The following is a 17492-nucleotide window of genomic DNA, read 5'->3' on the forward strand; positions in this document are numbered from 1 at the left end:
ATGACAATTTATTTTACGTGGAGCGAATTTGATAAAAGTGTAGAACAAATAGCTAATGAATGTAGGTTTAAAGAGTTTTCAGGAATATATGGAGTTCCTCGTGGTGGATTATGTCTTGCAGTAGCACTAAGCCATAAATTAAAAATTGAATTAATATTAAAACCAAAAAAAAATTCACTAATAGTAGATGATGTTTATGAAACCGGTAATACATTAAAGTCCTTCAAGAATATTGAAGGAGCAATGTTTTTTGTACTATTTAGTAAAATCAAACCTATATGGTGGAATACAGTTCATATTTCAAAAAAAAGCCAATGGATTGTTTTTCCCTGGGAAAATACTTTAAATTCAAAAAGTGACCGCGAAGAGTACATCAAAAAAAGAGGTTTAATTTGAAAAAGAAATTATATTTGGCTAATCCATATGGATTTTCAAAACAAACTAAAACCCTCTTAAATGAATTTATTGAAATCTTTAATGATTTAAATGTAGAAGTATTTGAACCTTTTGAGAGAGCAAAACCATTAATAAAACATGAAAGTGACTGGGCATATCAGGTTGCAAGAAGTAATTTTCAAGATTTAAAAGAATGTGATTGTATTTTTGCGATTGTTAATGGAAATCCACCAGATGAAGGGGTAATGATTGAATTAGGTATCGCAATTGCTTTAAAAAAGGAAATCTTTTTATTCAGGGATGATTTTAGAAATTGTGCTGATAGCAATCAATACCCATTAAACCTAATGTTATTTCTTGGACTGCCTAAAGATAATTGGGAAAAATATTATTTTGAATCATTACAAGATATAAAAAGTAATAAAAAAAGATTTGTGGACTGGGCTGAAAATTAGCAAAGTAAACAATCACTCCACAAGTAGAAATTTTAATTTTAAATATATCTGTTAAAGTGCTAGAATAAAATTTATTTAGAAAATTTTGACACAAGTTACAGTAGGTGAGAACGAGGGAATTGAATCTGCCCTTAGAAGATTTAAGAGACAAGTATCTAAATCTGGAATCTTTGCAGATTTAAAAAGACTTAGGCATCATGAAACCCCTATTGAAAAATACAAAAGGAAGTTGCAACAGAGAAGAAAAGCAAGAAGAAGATAATCTGCTACAACTTTTAAATTTTTTATAAATCTTTAATATTATTAGTTTTTAGAGACGTTTATAAATAAAAAATTTAACTATTTTAGTTTTTTTAGCTTCTTAACAAGATTTATTCCTACTCCTGACACAGCGAGAAGTTCTTTCTCATCAGCAGCGATAACAGCCTTAGTAGTTTTAAATCCAGCCTCATACAAAGCTTTTGCGGATTTTGCTCCAACACCTGGAAGTGTGGTTAAAGTTTCAATATTTTTCTTAGAATTAACCGTCTTGGTTTTTGTCTTGGTTTTGGTTTTGGTTTTTGAAGATTTTGCAGACTTAGCTGCTTTTTTTTCTTTCTTTAAAGGAGTTTCAGTTGTTACTGCACTTTTAAATAGAATTGATTTTAGTTTGCTTAGAAATTTAGAAATCATTGCAATATATAAGTAATAAAATTAGCTCTTCAATTTAATATATTTAATATATTATCAAATTCTAGGGGATTTAATAATAAAACAATAGCTAATTAAATAGAGGTAATTTATTTACAATTATATAAAGACACAGATTTAATATTTATGCAAGCTTACAAGCAATTGCAGGGTGTTATAAATTTGTCTAATTAAGTATAAAAAAAATGTACATACAAAAATTAAAAGTATTTATTATTAGTAAAGTTAAAATCTTAATAAAGAGCAGATCATAAAAATGAAGCTTATCTTCATAAGTGGACCTTCTGGAAGCGGTAAAACAACTTTATCTAATCAAATAATAAAAAATAATAAAAATGGTATTGTTTTAAGTACCGACAACTACTACAAAACTGGGTTTATAAGTAAATTACTATCAAAATTTGTGGAAAGTTATTTTGATAGGAGTATTAGTTTTAATAAAAAACTATTCAAAAAAGATTTTGATTTTATTTATAAGAATGGAGTTTCAATTCGGGATCGTTATTATAATTTCGAAAAGAAAACCATTCAAATTATTTCAAACGAAACAAATAATATTAGTTTTTTAATTATTGAAGGTATTTTTGCCAAAGAATTATCAAGCATTTTAAATATTAAAGATTATTATTTTTTAGAAATAAAAACTAAAAAAAATGAGTGCATGAAGAGAGTTGTCCAAAGGGATATAAAAGAAAGGGGGAAAAATAAAAAACAAGCTGAAAATGATTTCTTAAAATCCTGGGACATTTACTACGAAAAATGGGAACCCAATAGCACAAAAAATAATACAAATAGATTCATTATTGAAAAAAACTCTGATGTAGATAACATTATGAAAAAATTATTTAATTAAATCATTAATTTTTTTTTCTAATATTAAAGCACTTAATATTGAGCCTTCAATCCTGCCAAATCCATCTCCTTCAAACCAGTCTCCGCAAAATCCAATTCTATATTTTCTACTAACTTGTAAAGATAATGGAACGGCAATGCCGGAAGGTTGAGAAGCTCTCCATTTCATAATAGAAATTTTTTCATCAAAAGTTAATTTATTTACTTCAGAATTATCTTCAAAGAGTTTATTGAAATTTGCAATTATTTTTTGTTTAAAAATTTCTTCATCTTTTGCATTTAAATAAGAATCAATGAACTCCTTATTTTTTGAATGTATTACGATACCTAATTTATTATTATCTTGTTGCTGAAAAATAATTCTTTCAAATCTAAATCTTTTTTCTAAATTTTTTTTTAAATAAAAATACCTTTGTTTCTTAGAATAAAAATCTTTATAACTATAATTTTCATTTGTATAAATTAAAAAAGTTAACCTAGGAATAAATGTTTGTTCTTCTAAGAAATTTAATAGTAAATCTATTTTTTTATCATAATTTAAAGGAATAGCTTTTCTTAATGGAATTTGATTTATGTTTAATATTTTCAATGACCTTTTATGTAATAACAAATTAGTTGAACAAATAAGATATTTAGATTTAAATTTATCTCCATTTTTTGATGTAAGTACCCATTCATTATGATTAAACTTCAAATCAACTATTAAAGTTTCAAAGTAAAAATCAATTTTGTCCTTTAAATCATTAGATTCAATTATATTTTGCGATAATTGACTCATAGAACCCAATGATAGATAATTAACACCGCAAGAAAATTCTGACTTTTTTTTTCTTTCTAAAATAGAATCTTCATTTAAAAAAAATGTATCAGAGTCGTCAATTTTAATAAATTTATTTTCCAATAATTCATCAATATAACTTTTTAATAGAAGATTATTTTTACTGTTAGATATATTAAAATTTGGAGCCCCATGGTTTAGTTTCCATCCTTTAAATCTTTTGCTTATTCTTGTACTTGATCTCCCTCCAAGTCCGCGACCAATTTCAACTAATGCAATTTTTTTTTTACTATTATTTTTCAGATACTTCGAAGCAAAGACACACGCAGATATTCCTCCACCTATTATTACTAAGTCATATTTTAAATCAATTTGCATAATTAACTATTCACAGAAATTATCCTTCATTTTCTAAAAATCTATAAACAGAATCAAGTTTCTCTGATGATGAAAAATCAGATTCAATTACAGGTGTAATATTATTTTTCTTATAAAAACTAACTAAATCGTTTGTGAAATCAAAAAAATTATCCAAGGCATATAAATACTTTTCAGATATATATACCTCTTTCCAAGGACGAAATTTAAACCGTGCTATAAATTGTTTAGAAGGAATAAATAAACTTCCAAATAAATTTATTTTTTCTTCTTTTGCTACTTTTTTAAGATAAGTCACCTCATTCTGAAGAACTTTAATATCTGTACCATATTGAAACCAAATTGAATTTATTAATCCAGTCGAAATTTTCCTTTCCAACCTTTCTCTTTCTGAAGAAATATTATAATATTTTTGCAAATATGGATTGTAAGCTATACCTAATTTAACTTTTAAATTTTTTTCTTTTTTTAAATAAGCTAATACATCAACTGAGTTAAAATTTTTTTTCTTATTTGATCCCGACACAAGAAGAATTTCATGCTTTTTATTAGTCTTAGAACTTTTAACAAAATCTAAAAAATCCTGATACGATTTTTCTTTATTTTTTGAATATTGATGATAAAGACTATAGTGATAAGTAACATTAAATTCATTATAATTTTTAGATATATATTTAATAGTTGAATTAAATAAATCCTTCTTTATAAGTCCTTTACATGGAATATTGATATTTTTTATATTATTTAATTTGCAGAAATTAAGTTTATTGTCTAACTGAGAAATATTTTTAAATGACAATTCAAATCTTATATTACTATTCATTATTTAGTAGTCATATTTAATCAATCAATATATTAACGAAAACACGCATCTGCTACGATTCTTATTTTAGAAGTTGTCTTTTTTTTCTTTCCCTTTAGCAAATAACTGGGGGAAATCTCTAATGCAGCTTTTAAAGAAATTTTATCTTCTGCTGATTTTACAATAATTCGATTAAAACATTTCCAATTTTTTGGTATTACTAAACCAGGCCATGATAAATAAAGACCTAAAAAAATCCCGAAAAATAAAAATAAAAAAAATCTCATAACAAATAATATTTTTAATTTTACTAATTAAAATAAAAAAAATAGCAAAAATGTATTGGAAAATAATTTATAAATTATTTCCTTTCTTCTTATCGCAGATATTTAATCCATGTAAGATTTTCATGAACACGAGAGGTTAGAATAAAAAAAAGTATTATTTTAGAATATGGCTAGCCAAGATTATCTAATTGCAATAGCTTTAATAGAGCAAAACCTAGTAAGAGCAATGCCTCTTGGAGGTAAAGAAATTAAAGATAATTTAGATGAATCAGAAAATTTCAAGAAACTTGGAGAAGAGGTAATTTTAAATCTCTTAATGAGAGTGTTTCAAAGAAGTGATGAAGGTTCTTTAAAAAGGGCTTCTGAAGAAAAAGGTTTGCTCCTTGTTCATATGCATCCTAAAAGAATGCAGAAAGAGCTTCCATTCATTAAATCTGAATGGATAAGAGATGGAGATACACAACAGTTTCTTAAATACCTTGGTAATCTCTCAAAAGAGGTATGGACTGCATCTTTCGTAAAATACAAAGGGATTGAATTTACTTCTATTTCGAAGAATGATGAGATCTAAAATAAATTAAAAATATTTTTTTCAAAGAATTTCTTTCTTTATAATATTATTTTCCCTTGTAACTCTAAAGCAGTTTCTACCATTACCAAAATCTACTGAAGAATATTCACTATTATTTTTGATGTGCAAGGCACAATTGCCCTCAATACATATACAAGATTCAATAATTTCTCTCTGAATAAGATCATTTACGTATGGTTCCCTTTCTTTTTCTTCATCGAAATGCGGACAAGCAATGCCTTTAACTATTCCTAAACAATCAATTATGGCTAATTCTTCGGCATAAGAATCGGTTATACCTTTATCAAACCAACAAATAGCCCCAGCACTTACACCACTCATCACAATTCCTTTTTCATAAGCATTTCGCAAAATTTCATGCAAATTCCATTCTTTCCAGACAGCTAACATACTTTTTGTATTTCCTCCGCCAACATAAATGATGTCTTGCGTTAAAACTTTATCTTCTAAGTTTTCTGTTCTAGAGAAGAAATCAATATGGCTTGTTATACAATCAAGTTTAGAAAATGCTCTATAAAAATTTAGTTTGTACAAACTACTATCCCCAGATGCTGTTGGAATAAAGCAAATTTTAGGTCTTTTTTTATTACTTAAAGAAACTAAATATTTTTCAATTTCAAGAGAGCCTAATGAACGTCCAAACCCTCCTCCCCCAATTGCGACTATATTTTTACTAAGCATATTAAATAATAAATTTGTATATGAATTTAAGACAAATTACCATTAAAGATCAACTTGAATTAAAGAAAGTCTATTTTGATTCAATTCAATCCTTAGATGAAAAAATTTATTGTCAAGAAAAAAAAAGAGCCTGGTCAAGCCAAGCTTGGAATAACCCAAATTTTGATAAGTCAATAATTAAAGGAAAAGGATGGCTTATAAGTAAAAAAGGAATTGTTATTGCTTTTGCCACAAGATATCCCACAGATAAAATTGCGCTATTTTACTGTAAAGGTAAATTTCAGAGAAAAGGCTACGGCTCAAAGTTACTTCATAAATTAGAAGATGAAGCAAAGAAAGAAGGTTTAGACTCTATTTATACTGAAGCAAGCTTAATAAGTTATAAATTATTTCTTAAAAATGAATGGGAAATTATACGTAAAGAAAAAGTTATTATAAATAACATTTTTTTTGAAAGATATAAAATGACTAAAACTATAAAATCAATTAATAATGTCTAGCAAAAAAAAGAGCTTAATCTTAATTCAAAGAGTTGTAATTTGGACGTTGTACTTTTTTTCAGGATTTATACTTTATTCAAAAAATGGTATTCTGCCCTCTTTTTTAATTACTTTTTCAAGAATTATTTACCCATTATCTGTTTTCTGGCTGCAAATAAGAATAAAAAAAAGAACCAATTTTTTGCCTATTAATTCAAACATGACAACTTCGCAGCTATGGTTCAATTTATTACCCGTAATTGCATCTCTGTTAACCGTAATTTTTTCTTTAACTAATTCTTTTTTCTACATTCTAGGAAAATTAATTAATTCTTAAATTAAATAAACTATATATCTCTTTTTTGCATAATAAATTTCTCTCATAAAAAACATAATGTAAAGAAATTTGCCTTTTAAATATATTTGTTTAAATTTTAAATAGTGATCAATACATTCATGAAAAATATTTCATTAAAGGGAAATATTAATTTTGACAAAAAGAAAGACATAAATGATTATGAATTATTCTCCTTAAAAATCACAGATAGTTTATATAAAAAAGATATTGGAAAATTTCTTGAGACCCTTTCCTCTCACTTTATTTAGAAAAATATTTTTTTTCTAATCTTCAAATTCAAACAGTACTATATAATAAATAAAATTTTGAGCGATAATAAGTTAAATCCTAAGAATACTCCAATGCAATTATTTCTTGCTGACTGCCAATTTCCAGATATTGAAAATCAAGTAAAAGCTTATCAATTATTTGTGGAGGCATGGGAAAACGGTGAAATCGCTAAATCAGATAAAACAGACAAATTTGAGATGTTATTTAGAGTGCATGCCCCAGGGGAAGGTAGGGTGGTTTGTTTATGTAAGGCACATAGTGATAAAGAAATTTTTGCGCATTTTGCACCATGGAGAGCTAAATTTGGCATCCATATGGAATTTACACCTGTAATAAGTTGTCAAAATATTGTTGATTACCATAAAGATTTATTTAAAACTTTAATGTAATTACCTTAGATCTCAAATTTATCGTGAATAAACTTTTTCCCAATCTTCTTTCTAAAAGAAATAGCAATTTAGTATCTTCTAAAAAAAGCCCCAAAGAAGAAGAAAATGTTAAATCTAAACCATTAATAATATTTGGTTTTGTCCTTTCATTAACATCGATATTTTTACTTTTATTCACCATTAATAATAAATTTGGATGATATTTGAGTAATTAGAACTATTACATGGGAACATATTTGTTCTATTATTAATTTAATTAATTTAAAAATAACTAACTATATGGCATTTAATGAAGGGGGAATGGCATCAGGCCTTCTTATCATTGCAGTATCAATAGTTTTTGCTGCAGGTTTTGGATTTATAGTCTTGCATTTTGTCCCTGGAACTCCATTTTAGGTTATCCAACTTAATTAAATTTACAAAACATCTTAAACATCAACAGTTTCTAAATCCTGCATTTTATTATCATCAATATTAGATTTCTTTAATCTATATGCATAAATTAAAGATCCTAGAGCTATGGTACTAGATGCAAAAATTCCTGATATGAGTATCAAAGCGAAAAGACCCCCTATTAGTCCCCCTTTTAATCTAAGCAAATTTGATTTAATTAAAAGTATTAATAAAAAAACGATAGTGCCTTTTAGAGAAGTAATCTTCAAAAAAGTAAATGGATAAAAAGGATTCAACAACATTTCTTGTCAGAATATAAATTAATCAGATTCTAAAAATAAATATTGAAAACCGCATAAAAAAAGACTCAAATGAGTCTTTTAAAAATCCATATTAAATTAAATTTAATAAATTAAGCATCGGGGTCAAAATTCTTTAGGTTTGGACCAGCAACAAGACCAACAAGACCAAAAAGGACTAAAGAACCAATTCCAAAGCCTGCTGCCCAAGGATTGAAACCACCTAAGGCAAAGGAAGCTAATAAATTCATGATTGTAAAACATAATATCTCCGAGTAAGCATACAGATTTTTATGAAAAATATACCTATATTGAGACATTTCTTTGTAATTATGAGAATCTTTTTGCTATCCCTTTAATAAAAATCCCCAAAAATTTTTATTTTTTGTTTTATTATCAAAGCAACACTACTTTGTTGGCGTACTTTAAGACAATTAAAACTTTTTTGTAATGACTTCCAACTATACATTTATTTTTGATGGAGAATGCCCATTCTGCAACCATTTTGCTGAGCTCCTAGAAATCAAAAGCAAGATAACTAATATTAAAATTCTCGATGGCCGCAAAAATTTAACTTTAATTAAATCCCTCTTAGATAAAGGTTATGACCTAGATAAAGGAGCTATTCTTTTAAAAGATGAAGATATCTTTCATGGAGCAGATGCAATAAATACTATTTGCAAACAGATAAATAATCCTTCGAGTAGTTTACTTTTGTTACTTTCTAGAGTCTTCAAATCATCTAAACGAACAAACCTGATTTTTCCTTTACTAGTGAGAGCTAGAAGATTTGCATTGATATCAAAAGGTATATCAATATCTCTAGTGTAAAAATAAAAACTTTCTAAATATTAAATAACATATTTATAAGCTTCTGTATCAATAAATGATAATTGATTATTTCTTAGCTAGAACTAAGGTATAACAACAAGTATTAAATGATAGAAAACTTCAATCCATTTATTTCATTGGGCGGCGATAACCAAAAAGTTAATCATATGGCTGAAGCGGCACTTGAAATGAATTTAACTTGCAATGACTTAAAGAAAGATTTAAATTTAACTGATGGTGATGTAGTGGATATGTTGCAACTAGTCATGGATAGGTTTAAAAATAGTAATTAAGTAAATATCGTAATTAGTTAATCACTATATATCTATTATTTTTTAATGAAAACAGTACAAATTGAGTTTTCAAAATATGAATTAGTTAACTTTTTATGGCCTGAATTAATAGAAGACTACGGATTTGATAAAGCAAGAAAAATAGTTTCTCAAGCTATTGACTTACAAAAAATGAATGGGACTAAAAATAGCACCATGCCAATCATATTTTCAGGAACAGGAGGATTAGCTCTGATACCAATACAAATGCTTGAAAAAGAAAACTTTGAGATTAGTTATAAAGATAATCAAGTTTTAATATTTAATCTAAAAAGAAAGTCATTTCAAATCTTAAATGAAGCAAACTAATCTAAATTAGTAATTTCTCGATAAAGCCAAAATTACCCTATAGTCTAATAAAACAATTAATTAATAATGACTTTTGAAGCTACCTACCTCGGTTCAAATGGTTGGCTTATAAAATTTAAAAAAACCAATTTAATTATTGATCCTTGGCTCAAAGGAGATTTAATATTTCCTCCAGGTGAGTGGTTTTTTAAAGGATCATTAGCAGAAGAAATTTCAATAGATAAAAAAATAGATATTATTTTGTTAACCCAAGGATTACCTGACCACTGTCATGTTCCAACATTAGAAATGTTCAGAAAGGATATTCCTATAATTTGCCCTAAAAGTGCTGTTGAAACATTAAAAAAAGTTGGTTTTAATTCAATTAAAGTGCTTAAGCCAGCTGAAAAGACAAATCATTTTAATTTAAGTTTTGAAGCCACTGCAGGGGCTCCAGTACCACAAATAGAAAACGGATATATTGTTAAAGATGATCAAGATAATGGGTTTTATATTGAACCACATGGATATCTTGATGAAAATTTAAACAAGCAAAATCTTGATGCAGTCATTACTCCTACAAAAAATTTAGAATTACCCCTAGTAGGTTCTTTTGTAAAAGGTGCTGATGTAATCCCTAAATTGATTAACAAATTTAATCCAAAATATATACTTTCAAGCACGATAGGCGGAGATGCAAAATATTCAGGTTTCTTAAATAATTTTATTTCGGTTCAGGATTATGAAGAGGAATTAAATTGTAATCTTGTAGATCTTAAGAGTATGCAATCTATTATGATTTAAATCGATCGAAAAAGATCTTTAATTAAATTATTTATGATGAAAGTAAATTTACTTTAAAAGGAGCTCAAAAAATTCATTCATTTTTTATTACCTCAATACTATTATTAGCTTTAAATAGTAACTATGTATGTGAAAATTCAAAGCTTAATATTGTGATGAGAAATAATATTAATGGTGACTTTTCCATAGTAGAAAAAATATCTGAGTTAAAGCCAGGAGCAATTATAAATATTAATTGGAATAAAAAAAAGCTTATGCTTCCATATTCTCTAAAAAAAGATTATATTTCCTTTACAGATAAAAAATGGGACTGGAGGTACCAATTTAATAAGGACGGATCACCTGATATTAATAATCCTTCTTTATATGAATTACTTCCCTCAGGAAAAGTTAAAGCACATTTCTGTCAATCAGAAGATAAAAGTTCTAACTTATAATTGCAAAATAAATATTCTAAATTTTTTAACATCTGAATTTCTTTGTAAAGATGAACAATCTAATAAATCAAAAAAGTATTTCAAGAAATGTAAAACTTAAAGATTACAAAGTTTTTGATTATGAAATTCCAGAAATCTTTTTGGACTTCGTTATTAAGAAAAATGCTGTAAATGTTACGACCAAAATAAAATTGGTAAAAAAGAATAAGAATTCAAGAAATCTAATTCTTGATGGTACTGATATATTAATAAAGAAAATATTTATAGATGACTCATTACTAGAAGATAAATACTACAAACAGCAAGAGAATAATTTAAAAATTAAAAATATCAATAAAGATAATTTTTTATTAAAAATAGAAGGAATTATTAAACCAAAGAAAAATACATCCCTTTTAGGAATGTATGAGAGTAATGGAATTATAACTACGCAATGTGAGGCAGAGGGATTCAGAAGAATAAGTTTTCACTCTGACAGGCCTGATATTCTAAGCAAATACACTGTGAGAATTGAGGCCGACAAGAATGATTATCCCGTTTTACTTTCAAATGGCAACATCGTAAAAGAAAATGATCTTACAAATAATCGACATGAAATAATTTGGGAAGACCCATATCCAAAACCCTCATATCTATTTGCATTGGTAGCGGGTAAGCTTAATTGTGTAAAAGATAATTTCATAACAAAATCGAATAAAAAAGTAAAACTAAATATTTATGTTGAGTATGGTGATGAAAAATATGTGCAACATGCAATAAGTTCCTTACAGAAATCCATGAGATGGGACGAAGATAAATATAACCTTGAATACGATTTGTCATTGTTCAATATAGTTGCAATCAGGCACTTTAATATGGGAGCAATGGAAAATAAAAGTCTCAATATTTTCAACTCAAAACTAATACTCGCTAATTCTGAAACATCAACTGATGAGGAATTAGAGAGAATAGAGGGTGTAATCGCCCATGAATACTTCCATAATTGGACAGGTAACAGAGTAACTTGCAGGGATTGGTTTCAATTATCTCTTAAAGAGGGTTTAACAGTATTCAGAGATCAACAGTTCACAGCAGACCTTCATAATCACGAAATCAAGAGACTTGAGGATGCAAAATTTCTTAGAAGAAATCAATTTAGAGAGGATTCTGGTCCAACATCGCATCCTGTAATGCCAGAAAGATACCAAGAAATAGACAATTTCTACACGACCACGATATACGAAAAAGGATCAGAAATAATTAGAATGCTTAATAAGCTTGTAAAAGATGAAAATTTCTATAAAGGATTTAGTAATTACATCTCAACATATGATGGGAAGGCAGCAACAATAGACCAATTTGTCGAAAAAATTCTTGAGCATAATAAGGAAATTGATCCTGAAGAATTTAAAGTCTGGTACAAGCAAAATGGCACACCGAAAGTTAAATTAAAGAGAATCTGGGATCAAACATCTGAAAAACTAACAATTCAAGCCTCTCAAAGTAATCCAATAAAGAAAAACCCATATAATAATTTACCTCTAATAATTCCCATAAATCTGGCTATATTTTTCGGAGACCATAAAACAATAGAAAAAACAGTAGTTTTAAAAACAAAAAAACAAGAATTTATTTTTAGGAATGTTAGATCACACCTCCAAATCCCTCTTGTAACTTATTTTCGCGAATTCTCATCACCAGTTGATTGGGAATCTGACACTACCTTGGATGAAAAATTTTTAATCTTAAAATATGAGAAAGATTTTTTTACATTATCTAATACTGTAAGAGAATTATTTAATAAGATCATTTTATGCAGATTAGATGAAAAGCCAGATCACAAAGTTGAAAATAAATTAATAACCACTTTAATATCATTTATAAGAAATAAAGATATAAATTTGTCTCTTTTATCAGAATTACTAAGTATTCCGACATTTGCTGAAATTGAATCAGAGATAGAAAATATAGACCCTTTAAAGATATATAAAACTATTGACGAATTAAATCATTTATTCGGTACCAAATTAAAAGAAGAATTATATTTTAAGCTCCAAGAAATAGAGGAAAATCTAGATAAAGTTTGGCCAGAAGGTAAAAATGAAAGAAAACTAATCGAAACCATTTGGAAACTACTCTTGCATAGTAATGATGAGGAAATCAAAGGCAAAATAATTAATTATGTCGATAGTAATTCGATGACGCTAGCAAAAGCTGCATTGAATTCTTTCAGTAGGATTAATTGTCCTGAAAGAAAAATTATTTCAAATATATTCTTCAATAAATGGAAAAATAATAGTGTCGTTTTGGATAGTTGGTTCTCATTCAATGCATCTATAGAAATTGATGAAAAAACAAACAGCCTTGAAAAATTATTTGAAAATAAGTTTTTTGATTCAAAATCACCAAACACTTTAAGAGCTATATTAAATACTTTCGTAACAAAAAATAGTACTTTTCATGCAATGGATGGTTCTGGTTATAAATATATTGCAAAAAAGATAATTGACTTTGATAGTTTAAATCCAATCGTAATTTCCCGTTTTGTGAAAGTATTTAGTAGATACAATTATTATTCAGACCCTTATAAAAGTAATATGGTTGAGACAATCAAGCAGATTAAAAAAAATAAACTATCAACAAATACTAAAGAGGTTTTAGATGCAATAATAGAGTGATTAATTGATAATATTTAACTAAATATAATAACAACAATTGTAAATATTAAAAACAAAATAAATACAAAATACTTATTAATAAAAATATAATCAAATACATTTTGATTATTATCTTTATTCCACTTTTTATTTACGTATTCCTTAGTTATAAATTTATTAGGTCTACCACAATATAAACATGTTGGGGAGGTTTTTAAAATTAAATTTTTACATTGGGGGCATTTTTTTTTATCCATAATTTAATATTACTGAATAAAATTGAAATCAGAAGAAATAAAATTAGTAATTTAAATTTTATTATATTTAAAATAATTAAATATCATTGCAAAAAAAAATTTGATTCTAACTATTTAAAAAAATTCAATATAATGAAAAATTAGTTTTTGGTTTGAAATGTTTGCTATTGCACTTGGAATGTCCCCTATCGAAAAAATCACTGTTGCAATATCTGCTTCAATTTTTATAATCGCCTTTACATGGGTTTCGATTAAGGGTGATTTAAGAAAACTTGCTAATGAACTTATTGAAGATAATGAAAATAATCAAGATAATTAAAAAAATCTTTTAACCTACTTTGCATGCAAAGTAGGATAATCAATAATATGCCTAATTTCTTTTAGAGAAGAACCATAAATTTTTTCACCATTTAGGTGAACACCAATCCATTTTTCCTTTTGATTGAAAAAATTACTTTTAGTAGTATCCCTCCCGAGATAATCATTATTATCCCAATTTAAAGTTATATTCCACCCTTTATAATTTTCTATCATTATGAAATAAAGAACATACTCAAATAATACCCAGAGAGACATAAAACAAAAACAAAGGAAATAAGTATTTTTTTCGTTATTTTTATTTAATAATTATGTAGTACTGACTTTTATTTTACGAGCAGCTTCATCTGCATTTTTTCGAGCCAAATCAATGTCTGAATTTGATGAGAGAACAACACCCATTCTTCTGCCTTTTCTGGAAACAGGTTTGCCAAATATGAGAACTTTTGTCTTTTCAAATGCTAATGCTTCATTAAGACCCTCATAAATAGGGTTTAAACTCTCTTGGTTAGAAAGTATAACTCTGGTGGCAGAGGGTTCTATTAGATCTATATGCGGTATTGGTAAATTTAAAAAAGCCCTTAAATGCAATTCAAATTCATTAATATTTTGACTAACTAATGTAACCATACCGGTATCGTGAGGTCTTGGAGATAATTCTGAAAATATAACCTCACTTCCTTTTATAAAAAACTCTACTCCGTATAATCCAGCTCCATTAAGGTTATTTAATATTTTACTTGTCATTTTCTTGGCTTCAATAATTAAAGACTCCTTAATATCTAAAGGTTGCCAACTACATTGATAGTCTCCATTAGATTGAAGATGTCCAATTGGTGAACAAAAAATATTTTCACCATTTTCTTTTCTTACAGTTAAAAGAGTAAACTCAAAATCAAAATTAATAAATTCTTCAATAATTACACCTTTAACCTTTCCTCTTGAATTTGCTTGTGCCTGTTTCCAAGCATTTTGTAGATCATTTTTTGTTTCAACCAAACTCTGCCCTTTTCCTGAAGAGCTCATTAAAGGCTTAAGTAAAAGTGGGAATCCAATTTCAACTGCTTTTTTTTCTAAATCATCAAATTCAAAAATATAATCAAACTTAGCAGTTTTAATCTTTAAATCTTTAGCAGCCAAGTCTCTAATTTTATCTCTATTCATTGTAATTTCTACAGTTCTGGCGTTGGGAACAATATTGAATCCTTCATCCTCGAGTTCTTTTAGAGCTTCAATTGAAAGTGACTCTATTTCTGGAACAACATAGTCAGGCTTAAATTCTTTTATAACATTTTTTAATATATTTTTATCTCCCATATCAATTACTCTTGAATAATCAGCAACTTGCATTGCAGGTGCTTTTGCATATCGATCAATTGCAATAACTTCTAATCCTAATCTTTTAGATTCTATTACTAATTCTTTTCCAAGCTCGCCACTACCAAGCAATAAAATTATCTTTTTAGAAAAAATCGACTCTTTCATATATATAAAAACTTATTCGTCATCACCAGAAGGTTGTGAAGAGGTATCATCTGTGATTTTTTTATCTTTAGAATAACTAAATAAAAAATTCCTACCAAACCAATTTTGACTTCGCATACTATTAGTTATTGATCTTGAAATTGCTCCTAAAAAAAAGATTCCAATCATTGCCCAAATAATTCTTTCTAAAGCAATTGCAGGTGAAAAACCTTGACCGGAATTAATAATTTCAGTAAGTGGGTCTAAAGGGTCCAATTTTAAACTGATTAATAATATTTATTATAAAGGGTTAAATAAATGAAAAATTAAAACTTATAAAAGAAATAACCATAACCACCAGATAAATTAAACACAATAAAGTCTATACAATGCTATCTTCAAAGGGTGATTTTTTTTAGACATGCAAGTTGACGTACAAAATACTACTGTTCTTTCCGCTGACGGATCATCCATAAAACTTGGCGAATATTCGGGAGAAGTAATTTTAGTTGTTAATGTAGCTAGTTATTGCGGAAATACTGCTCAGTATGAGGATCTTCAAAAGCTACATGATTTATATTCAAGCAAAGGCCTAAGAATACTTGCTTTCCCTTGTAATGATTTTGGAAAACAAGAACCCGACTCTCTTTCAGAAATAAAAGATTTTTGCACAACAAAATATGGAGTTAAGTTTGAAATCTATGAAAAAGTTCATGCCAAAGGCAACACCACAGAACCATACACTACCCTTAACAAAGTTGAACCCGAGGGAGATGTTGAATGGAATTTCGAGAAGTTTTTGATAGGGAAAGATAGTAAAGTAATTGCAAGATTCAAACCAGGCGTTAAACCGTTTGACGAAAACTTTATAGCAGCTATCGAAGTAGCTTTAGATTCATAACAACCTTCTCTTCTTATCATTAAAATATTAAAAAATAAAACTCCTTAAATAAAAAAAACAAATTATCCTTAAAATCCCCGGTTTTAGTATTCAAGCCTGTTTAGTAATATTTAATTTAAACCTTGTTAATTTTCAGAATCAACTTCTACGTCAATTATTTCATCGTTAACGGTTCTTTTTTTAGGTTTAATTGATTTCACCTCTGGCTCTATTGTTTCTGCTTTAACTTCATTTTCTTCTGCTTCCTCTGCCTTTACTTCTGGCTCTATTGTTTCTGCTTTAACTTCACTTTCTTCTGCTTCCTCTGCCTTTACTTCTGGCTCTATTGTTTCTGCTTTAACTTCATTTTCTTCTGCTTCCTCTGCCTTTACTTCTGACTCTACTTTTTCTTCTTTAACTTCACTTTCTTCTGCTTCCTCTGCTTTTACTTCTGAATTTGCTGAGCTTTTATCTTCATCTTTACTTAAGAGGAACTTTAATAGTTTTTTGAATAATAAGAAACCTTTTTCAACTCTTTTTGGACCTAAAATTAAAAGCAAAATTACTAATATTATGAATATTTCAGGTGAATTTAAACCTAATAGTTTCATAAAATTTCATATTCTATTTATATTTTAGTACATGCTAAAAATTTAATCTAATTATTCTCAAAAGTTGGCAAATAGAGTTCCCTATTTGATGCAATTAAACCTTCTTCTTTAAAAAAAATCTCTAGGTCTTTTAGATCATTTATATCTACAAATTCACCACAATTATCTAATATATTATTATGGGTGAAGTTCCATAAATCAGCCAAATATTCGTCATCATCTGGAAATGCTACAAATTTCAAATAAGTATTATTCAACGCATATTCACTAGCAAAATCAGAATCTAAACCTTCCCTCTTAGCATCACAAAAAACTTTAGCAAATCTTTTGCCTACAGAAGTTTGAGCACTTGATAAATCTAAATTACCTTGCATAGCATTTACATTTATTGGTGCAATAAAAATAATTATTGGAAGGAAAATAGATACTAATATAAACAAGAAAAATTTCCTTTTTAAATTTCAACTCAGCATAAACTAGCAAAAAAAGTAATCAATTAGGCCTATTTTAGTAAAAGCACTTATTATAAATTAAG

At 27.3% G+C, this 17492-nt stretch carries 26 protein-coding genes; 15 read left to right on the forward strand and 11 right to left on the reverse strand.

Annotated features, from left to right (window positions below):
- The 3 genes from HA140_RS05245 (at position 1) to rpsU (ending at position 1113) form a co-directional block, all read left to right on the forward strand.
- The gene (locus tag HA140_RS05245; RefSeq protein WP_209040079.1) at positions 1-396 is read left to right on the forward strand and encodes a phosphoribosyltransferase; all 396 of its coding nucleotides are present in this window, start codon (positions 1-3) and stop codon (positions 394-396) included.
- The gene (locus HA140_RS05250) at positions 393-851 is read left to right on the forward strand and encodes a nucleoside 2-deoxyribosyltransferase (protein WP_209040080.1); all 459 of its coding nucleotides are present in this window, start codon (positions 393-395) and stop codon (positions 849-851) included. Before HA140_RS05245 ends, HA140_RS05250 begins: the two co-directional genes overlap by 4 nt.
- A gap of 85 nt (positions 852-936) precedes the next feature.
- Positions 937-1113: a 30S ribosomal protein S21 gene (rpsU, locus tag HA140_RS05255; protein ID WP_002806486.1), complete on the forward strand. Its 177-nt coding sequence runs from the start codon at positions 937-939 to the stop codon at positions 1111-1113.
- Positions 1114-1190: 77 nt separating this feature from the next.
- Here the strand turns inward: rpsU and HA140_RS05260 are convergent, their stop codons facing one another.
- Positions 1191-1523: a helix-hairpin-helix domain-containing protein gene (locus HA140_RS05260; RefSeq protein ID WP_209040081.1), complete on the reverse strand. Its 333-nt coding sequence runs from the start codon at positions 1521-1523 to the stop codon at positions 1191-1193.
- Between the two features lie 274 nt (positions 1524-1797).
- Between HA140_RS05260 and HA140_RS05265 the strand changes: the two genes are divergently transcribed.
- Positions 1798-2394, forward strand: coding sequence for a uridine kinase family protein (locus HA140_RS05265; RefSeq protein ID WP_209040082.1), 597 nt, complete (start codon positions 1798-1800; stop codon positions 2392-2394).
- Here the strand turns inward: HA140_RS05265 and HA140_RS05270 are convergent.
- Together HA140_RS05270 and HA140_RS05275 are read right to left on the reverse strand one after the other, a co-directional pair.
- Positions 2383-3549: an NAD(P)-binding protein gene (locus HA140_RS05270; RefSeq protein ID WP_209040083.1), complete on the reverse strand. Its 1167-nt coding sequence runs from the start codon at positions 3547-3549 to the stop codon at positions 2383-2385. The genes HA140_RS05265 and HA140_RS05270 overlap by 12 nt on opposite strands.
- A 19-nt stretch (positions 3550-3568) precedes the next feature.
- Positions 3569-4372, reverse strand: coding sequence for a hypothetical protein (locus tag HA140_RS05275; protein WP_209040084.1), 804 nt, complete (start codon positions 4370-4372; stop codon positions 3569-3571).
- A 432-nt stretch (positions 4373-4804) separates the two neighbouring features.
- Between HA140_RS05275 and HA140_RS05280 the strand changes: the two genes are divergently transcribed.
- Positions 4805-5209 (forward strand): hypothetical protein, encoded by a 405-nt coding sequence (locus tag HA140_RS05280; protein WP_209040085.1) that lies wholly within the window; start codon positions 4805-4807, stop codon positions 5207-5209.
- A 21-nt stretch (positions 5210-5230) separates the two neighbouring features.
- Here the strand turns inward: HA140_RS05280 and HA140_RS05285 are convergent, their stop codons facing one another.
- On the reverse strand, positions 5231-5911 hold the full coding sequence (locus tag HA140_RS05285; protein ID WP_209040086.1) for a peptidase E: 681 nt from the start codon (positions 5909-5911) through the stop codon (positions 5231-5233).
- 20 nt (positions 5912-5931) lie between these two features.
- On the opposite strand from HA140_RS05285, the gene HA140_RS05290 reads away from it, so the two are divergent.
- Together HA140_RS05290 and HA140_RS05295 are read left to right on the forward strand one after the other, a co-directional pair.
- Positions 5932-6411, forward strand: coding sequence for a GNAT family N-acetyltransferase (locus HA140_RS05290; RefSeq protein ID WP_209040087.1), 480 nt, complete (start codon positions 5932-5934; stop codon positions 6409-6411).
- A gap of 678 nt (positions 6412-7089) precedes the next feature.
- Complete coding sequence (locus HA140_RS05295; RefSeq protein ID WP_209040244.1) at positions 7090-7407, forward strand: DUF3303 domain-containing protein; 318 nt, start codon at positions 7090-7092, stop codon at positions 7405-7407.
- A gap of 428 nt (positions 7408-7835) precedes the next feature.
- On the opposite strand, the gene HA140_RS05300 is transcribed toward HA140_RS05295, so the two are convergent.
- The gene (locus HA140_RS05300; protein ID WP_209040088.1) at positions 7836-8102 is read right to left on the reverse strand and encodes a hypothetical protein; all 267 of its coding nucleotides are present in this window, start codon (positions 8100-8102) and stop codon (positions 7836-7838) included.
- A 110-nt stretch (positions 8103-8212) separates the two neighbouring features.
- A complete protein-coding gene (locus HA140_RS05305) occupies positions 8213-8350 on the reverse strand; it encodes a hypothetical protein (RefSeq protein WP_002806597.1) in 138 nt (45 codons plus the stop codon).
- Positions 8351-8549: 199 nt separating this feature from the next.
- Here HA140_RS05305 and HA140_RS05310 point away from each other — a divergent pair, with 199 nt between their 5' ends.
- The 7 genes from HA140_RS05310 (at position 8550) to HA140_RS05340 (ending at position 14003) form a co-directional block, all read left to right on the forward strand.
- On the forward strand, positions 8550-8930 hold the full coding sequence (locus HA140_RS05310) for a DCC1-like thiol-disulfide oxidoreductase family protein (RefSeq protein ID WP_209040090.1): 381 nt from the start codon (positions 8550-8552) through the stop codon (positions 8928-8930).
- 107 nt (positions 8931-9037) lie between these two features.
- Positions 9038-9223 carry a hypothetical protein gene (locus HA140_RS05315; protein WP_011818521.1) on the forward strand — a complete coding sequence of 62 codons (186 nt, stop codon included), beginning with the start codon at positions 9038-9040 and terminating at the stop codon, positions 9221-9223.
- A gap of 45 nt (positions 9224-9268) precedes the next feature.
- The gene (locus HA140_RS05320) at positions 9269-9571 is read left to right on the forward strand and encodes a hypothetical protein (RefSeq protein WP_025931974.1); all 303 of its coding nucleotides are present in this window, start codon (positions 9269-9271) and stop codon (positions 9569-9571) included.
- A gap of 66 nt (positions 9572-9637) precedes the next feature.
- Positions 9638-10354: an MBL fold metallo-hydrolase gene (locus HA140_RS05325; protein WP_209040091.1), complete on the forward strand. Its 717-nt coding sequence runs from the start codon at positions 9638-9640 to the stop codon at positions 10352-10354.
- Positions 10355-10509: 155 nt separating this feature from the next.
- A complete protein-coding gene (locus HA140_RS05330) occupies positions 10510-10791 on the forward strand; it encodes a hypothetical protein (RefSeq protein WP_245156202.1) in 282 nt (93 codons plus the stop codon).
- Positions 10792-10841: 50 nt separating this feature from the next.
- A complete protein-coding gene (gene pepN, locus HA140_RS05335) occupies positions 10842-13448 on the forward strand; it encodes an aminopeptidase N (protein WP_209040093.1) in 2607 nt (868 codons plus the stop codon).
- A gap of 393 nt (positions 13449-13841) precedes the next feature.
- Positions 13842-14003, forward strand: a complete 162-nt coding sequence (locus tag HA140_RS05340) for a hypothetical protein (protein ID WP_011863053.1) — start codon at positions 13842-13844, stop codon at positions 14001-14003.
- A gap of 14 nt (positions 14004-14017) precedes the next feature.
- Here HA140_RS05340 and HA140_RS05345 read toward each other — a convergent pair whose 3' ends face one another.
- The 3 genes from HA140_RS05345 to HA140_RS05355 form a co-directional block, all read right to left on the reverse strand.
- Complete coding sequence (locus HA140_RS05345) at positions 14018-14218, reverse strand: hypothetical protein (protein ID WP_209040094.1); 201 nt, start codon at positions 14216-14218, stop codon at positions 14018-14020.
- A 93-nt stretch (positions 14219-14311) separates the two neighbouring features.
- On the reverse strand, positions 14312-15487 hold the full coding sequence (purT, locus tag HA140_RS05350; protein ID WP_209040095.1) for a formate-dependent phosphoribosylglycinamide formyltransferase: 1176 nt from the start codon (positions 15485-15487) through the stop codon (positions 14312-14314).
- Between the two features lie 12 nt (positions 15488-15499).
- Positions 15500-15742 (reverse strand): lectin subunit alpha, encoded by a 243-nt coding sequence (locus tag HA140_RS05355; RefSeq protein WP_209040096.1) that lies wholly within the window; start codon positions 15740-15742, stop codon positions 15500-15502.
- A gap of 145 nt (positions 15743-15887) precedes the next feature.
- Here HA140_RS05355 and HA140_RS05360 point away from each other — a divergent pair, with 145 nt between their 5' ends.
- Complete coding sequence (locus HA140_RS05360; protein WP_209040097.1) at positions 15888-16367, forward strand: glutathione peroxidase; 480 nt, start codon at positions 15888-15890, stop codon at positions 16365-16367.
- A gap of 125 nt (positions 16368-16492) precedes the next feature.
- On the opposite strand, the gene HA140_RS05365 is transcribed toward HA140_RS05360, so the two are convergent.
- Together HA140_RS05365 and HA140_RS05370 are read right to left on the reverse strand one after the other, a co-directional pair.
- Positions 16493-16957, reverse strand: a complete 465-nt coding sequence (locus HA140_RS05365) for a hypothetical protein (protein WP_209040098.1) — start codon at positions 16955-16957, stop codon at positions 16493-16495.
- Between the two features lie 47 nt (positions 16958-17004).
- Positions 17005-17397 carry a hypothetical protein gene (locus HA140_RS05370; protein WP_025931985.1) on the reverse strand — a complete coding sequence of 131 codons (393 nt, stop codon included), beginning with the start codon at positions 17395-17397 and terminating at the stop codon, positions 17005-17007.
- Positions 17398-17492: the final 95 nt, after the last annotated feature.

Source organism: Prochlorococcus marinus CUG1417, assembly GCF_017695975.1.
Lineage (GTDB): Bacteria > Cyanobacteriota > Cyanobacteriia > PCC-6307 > Cyanobiaceae > Prochlorococcus_A > Prochlorococcus_A marinus_AG.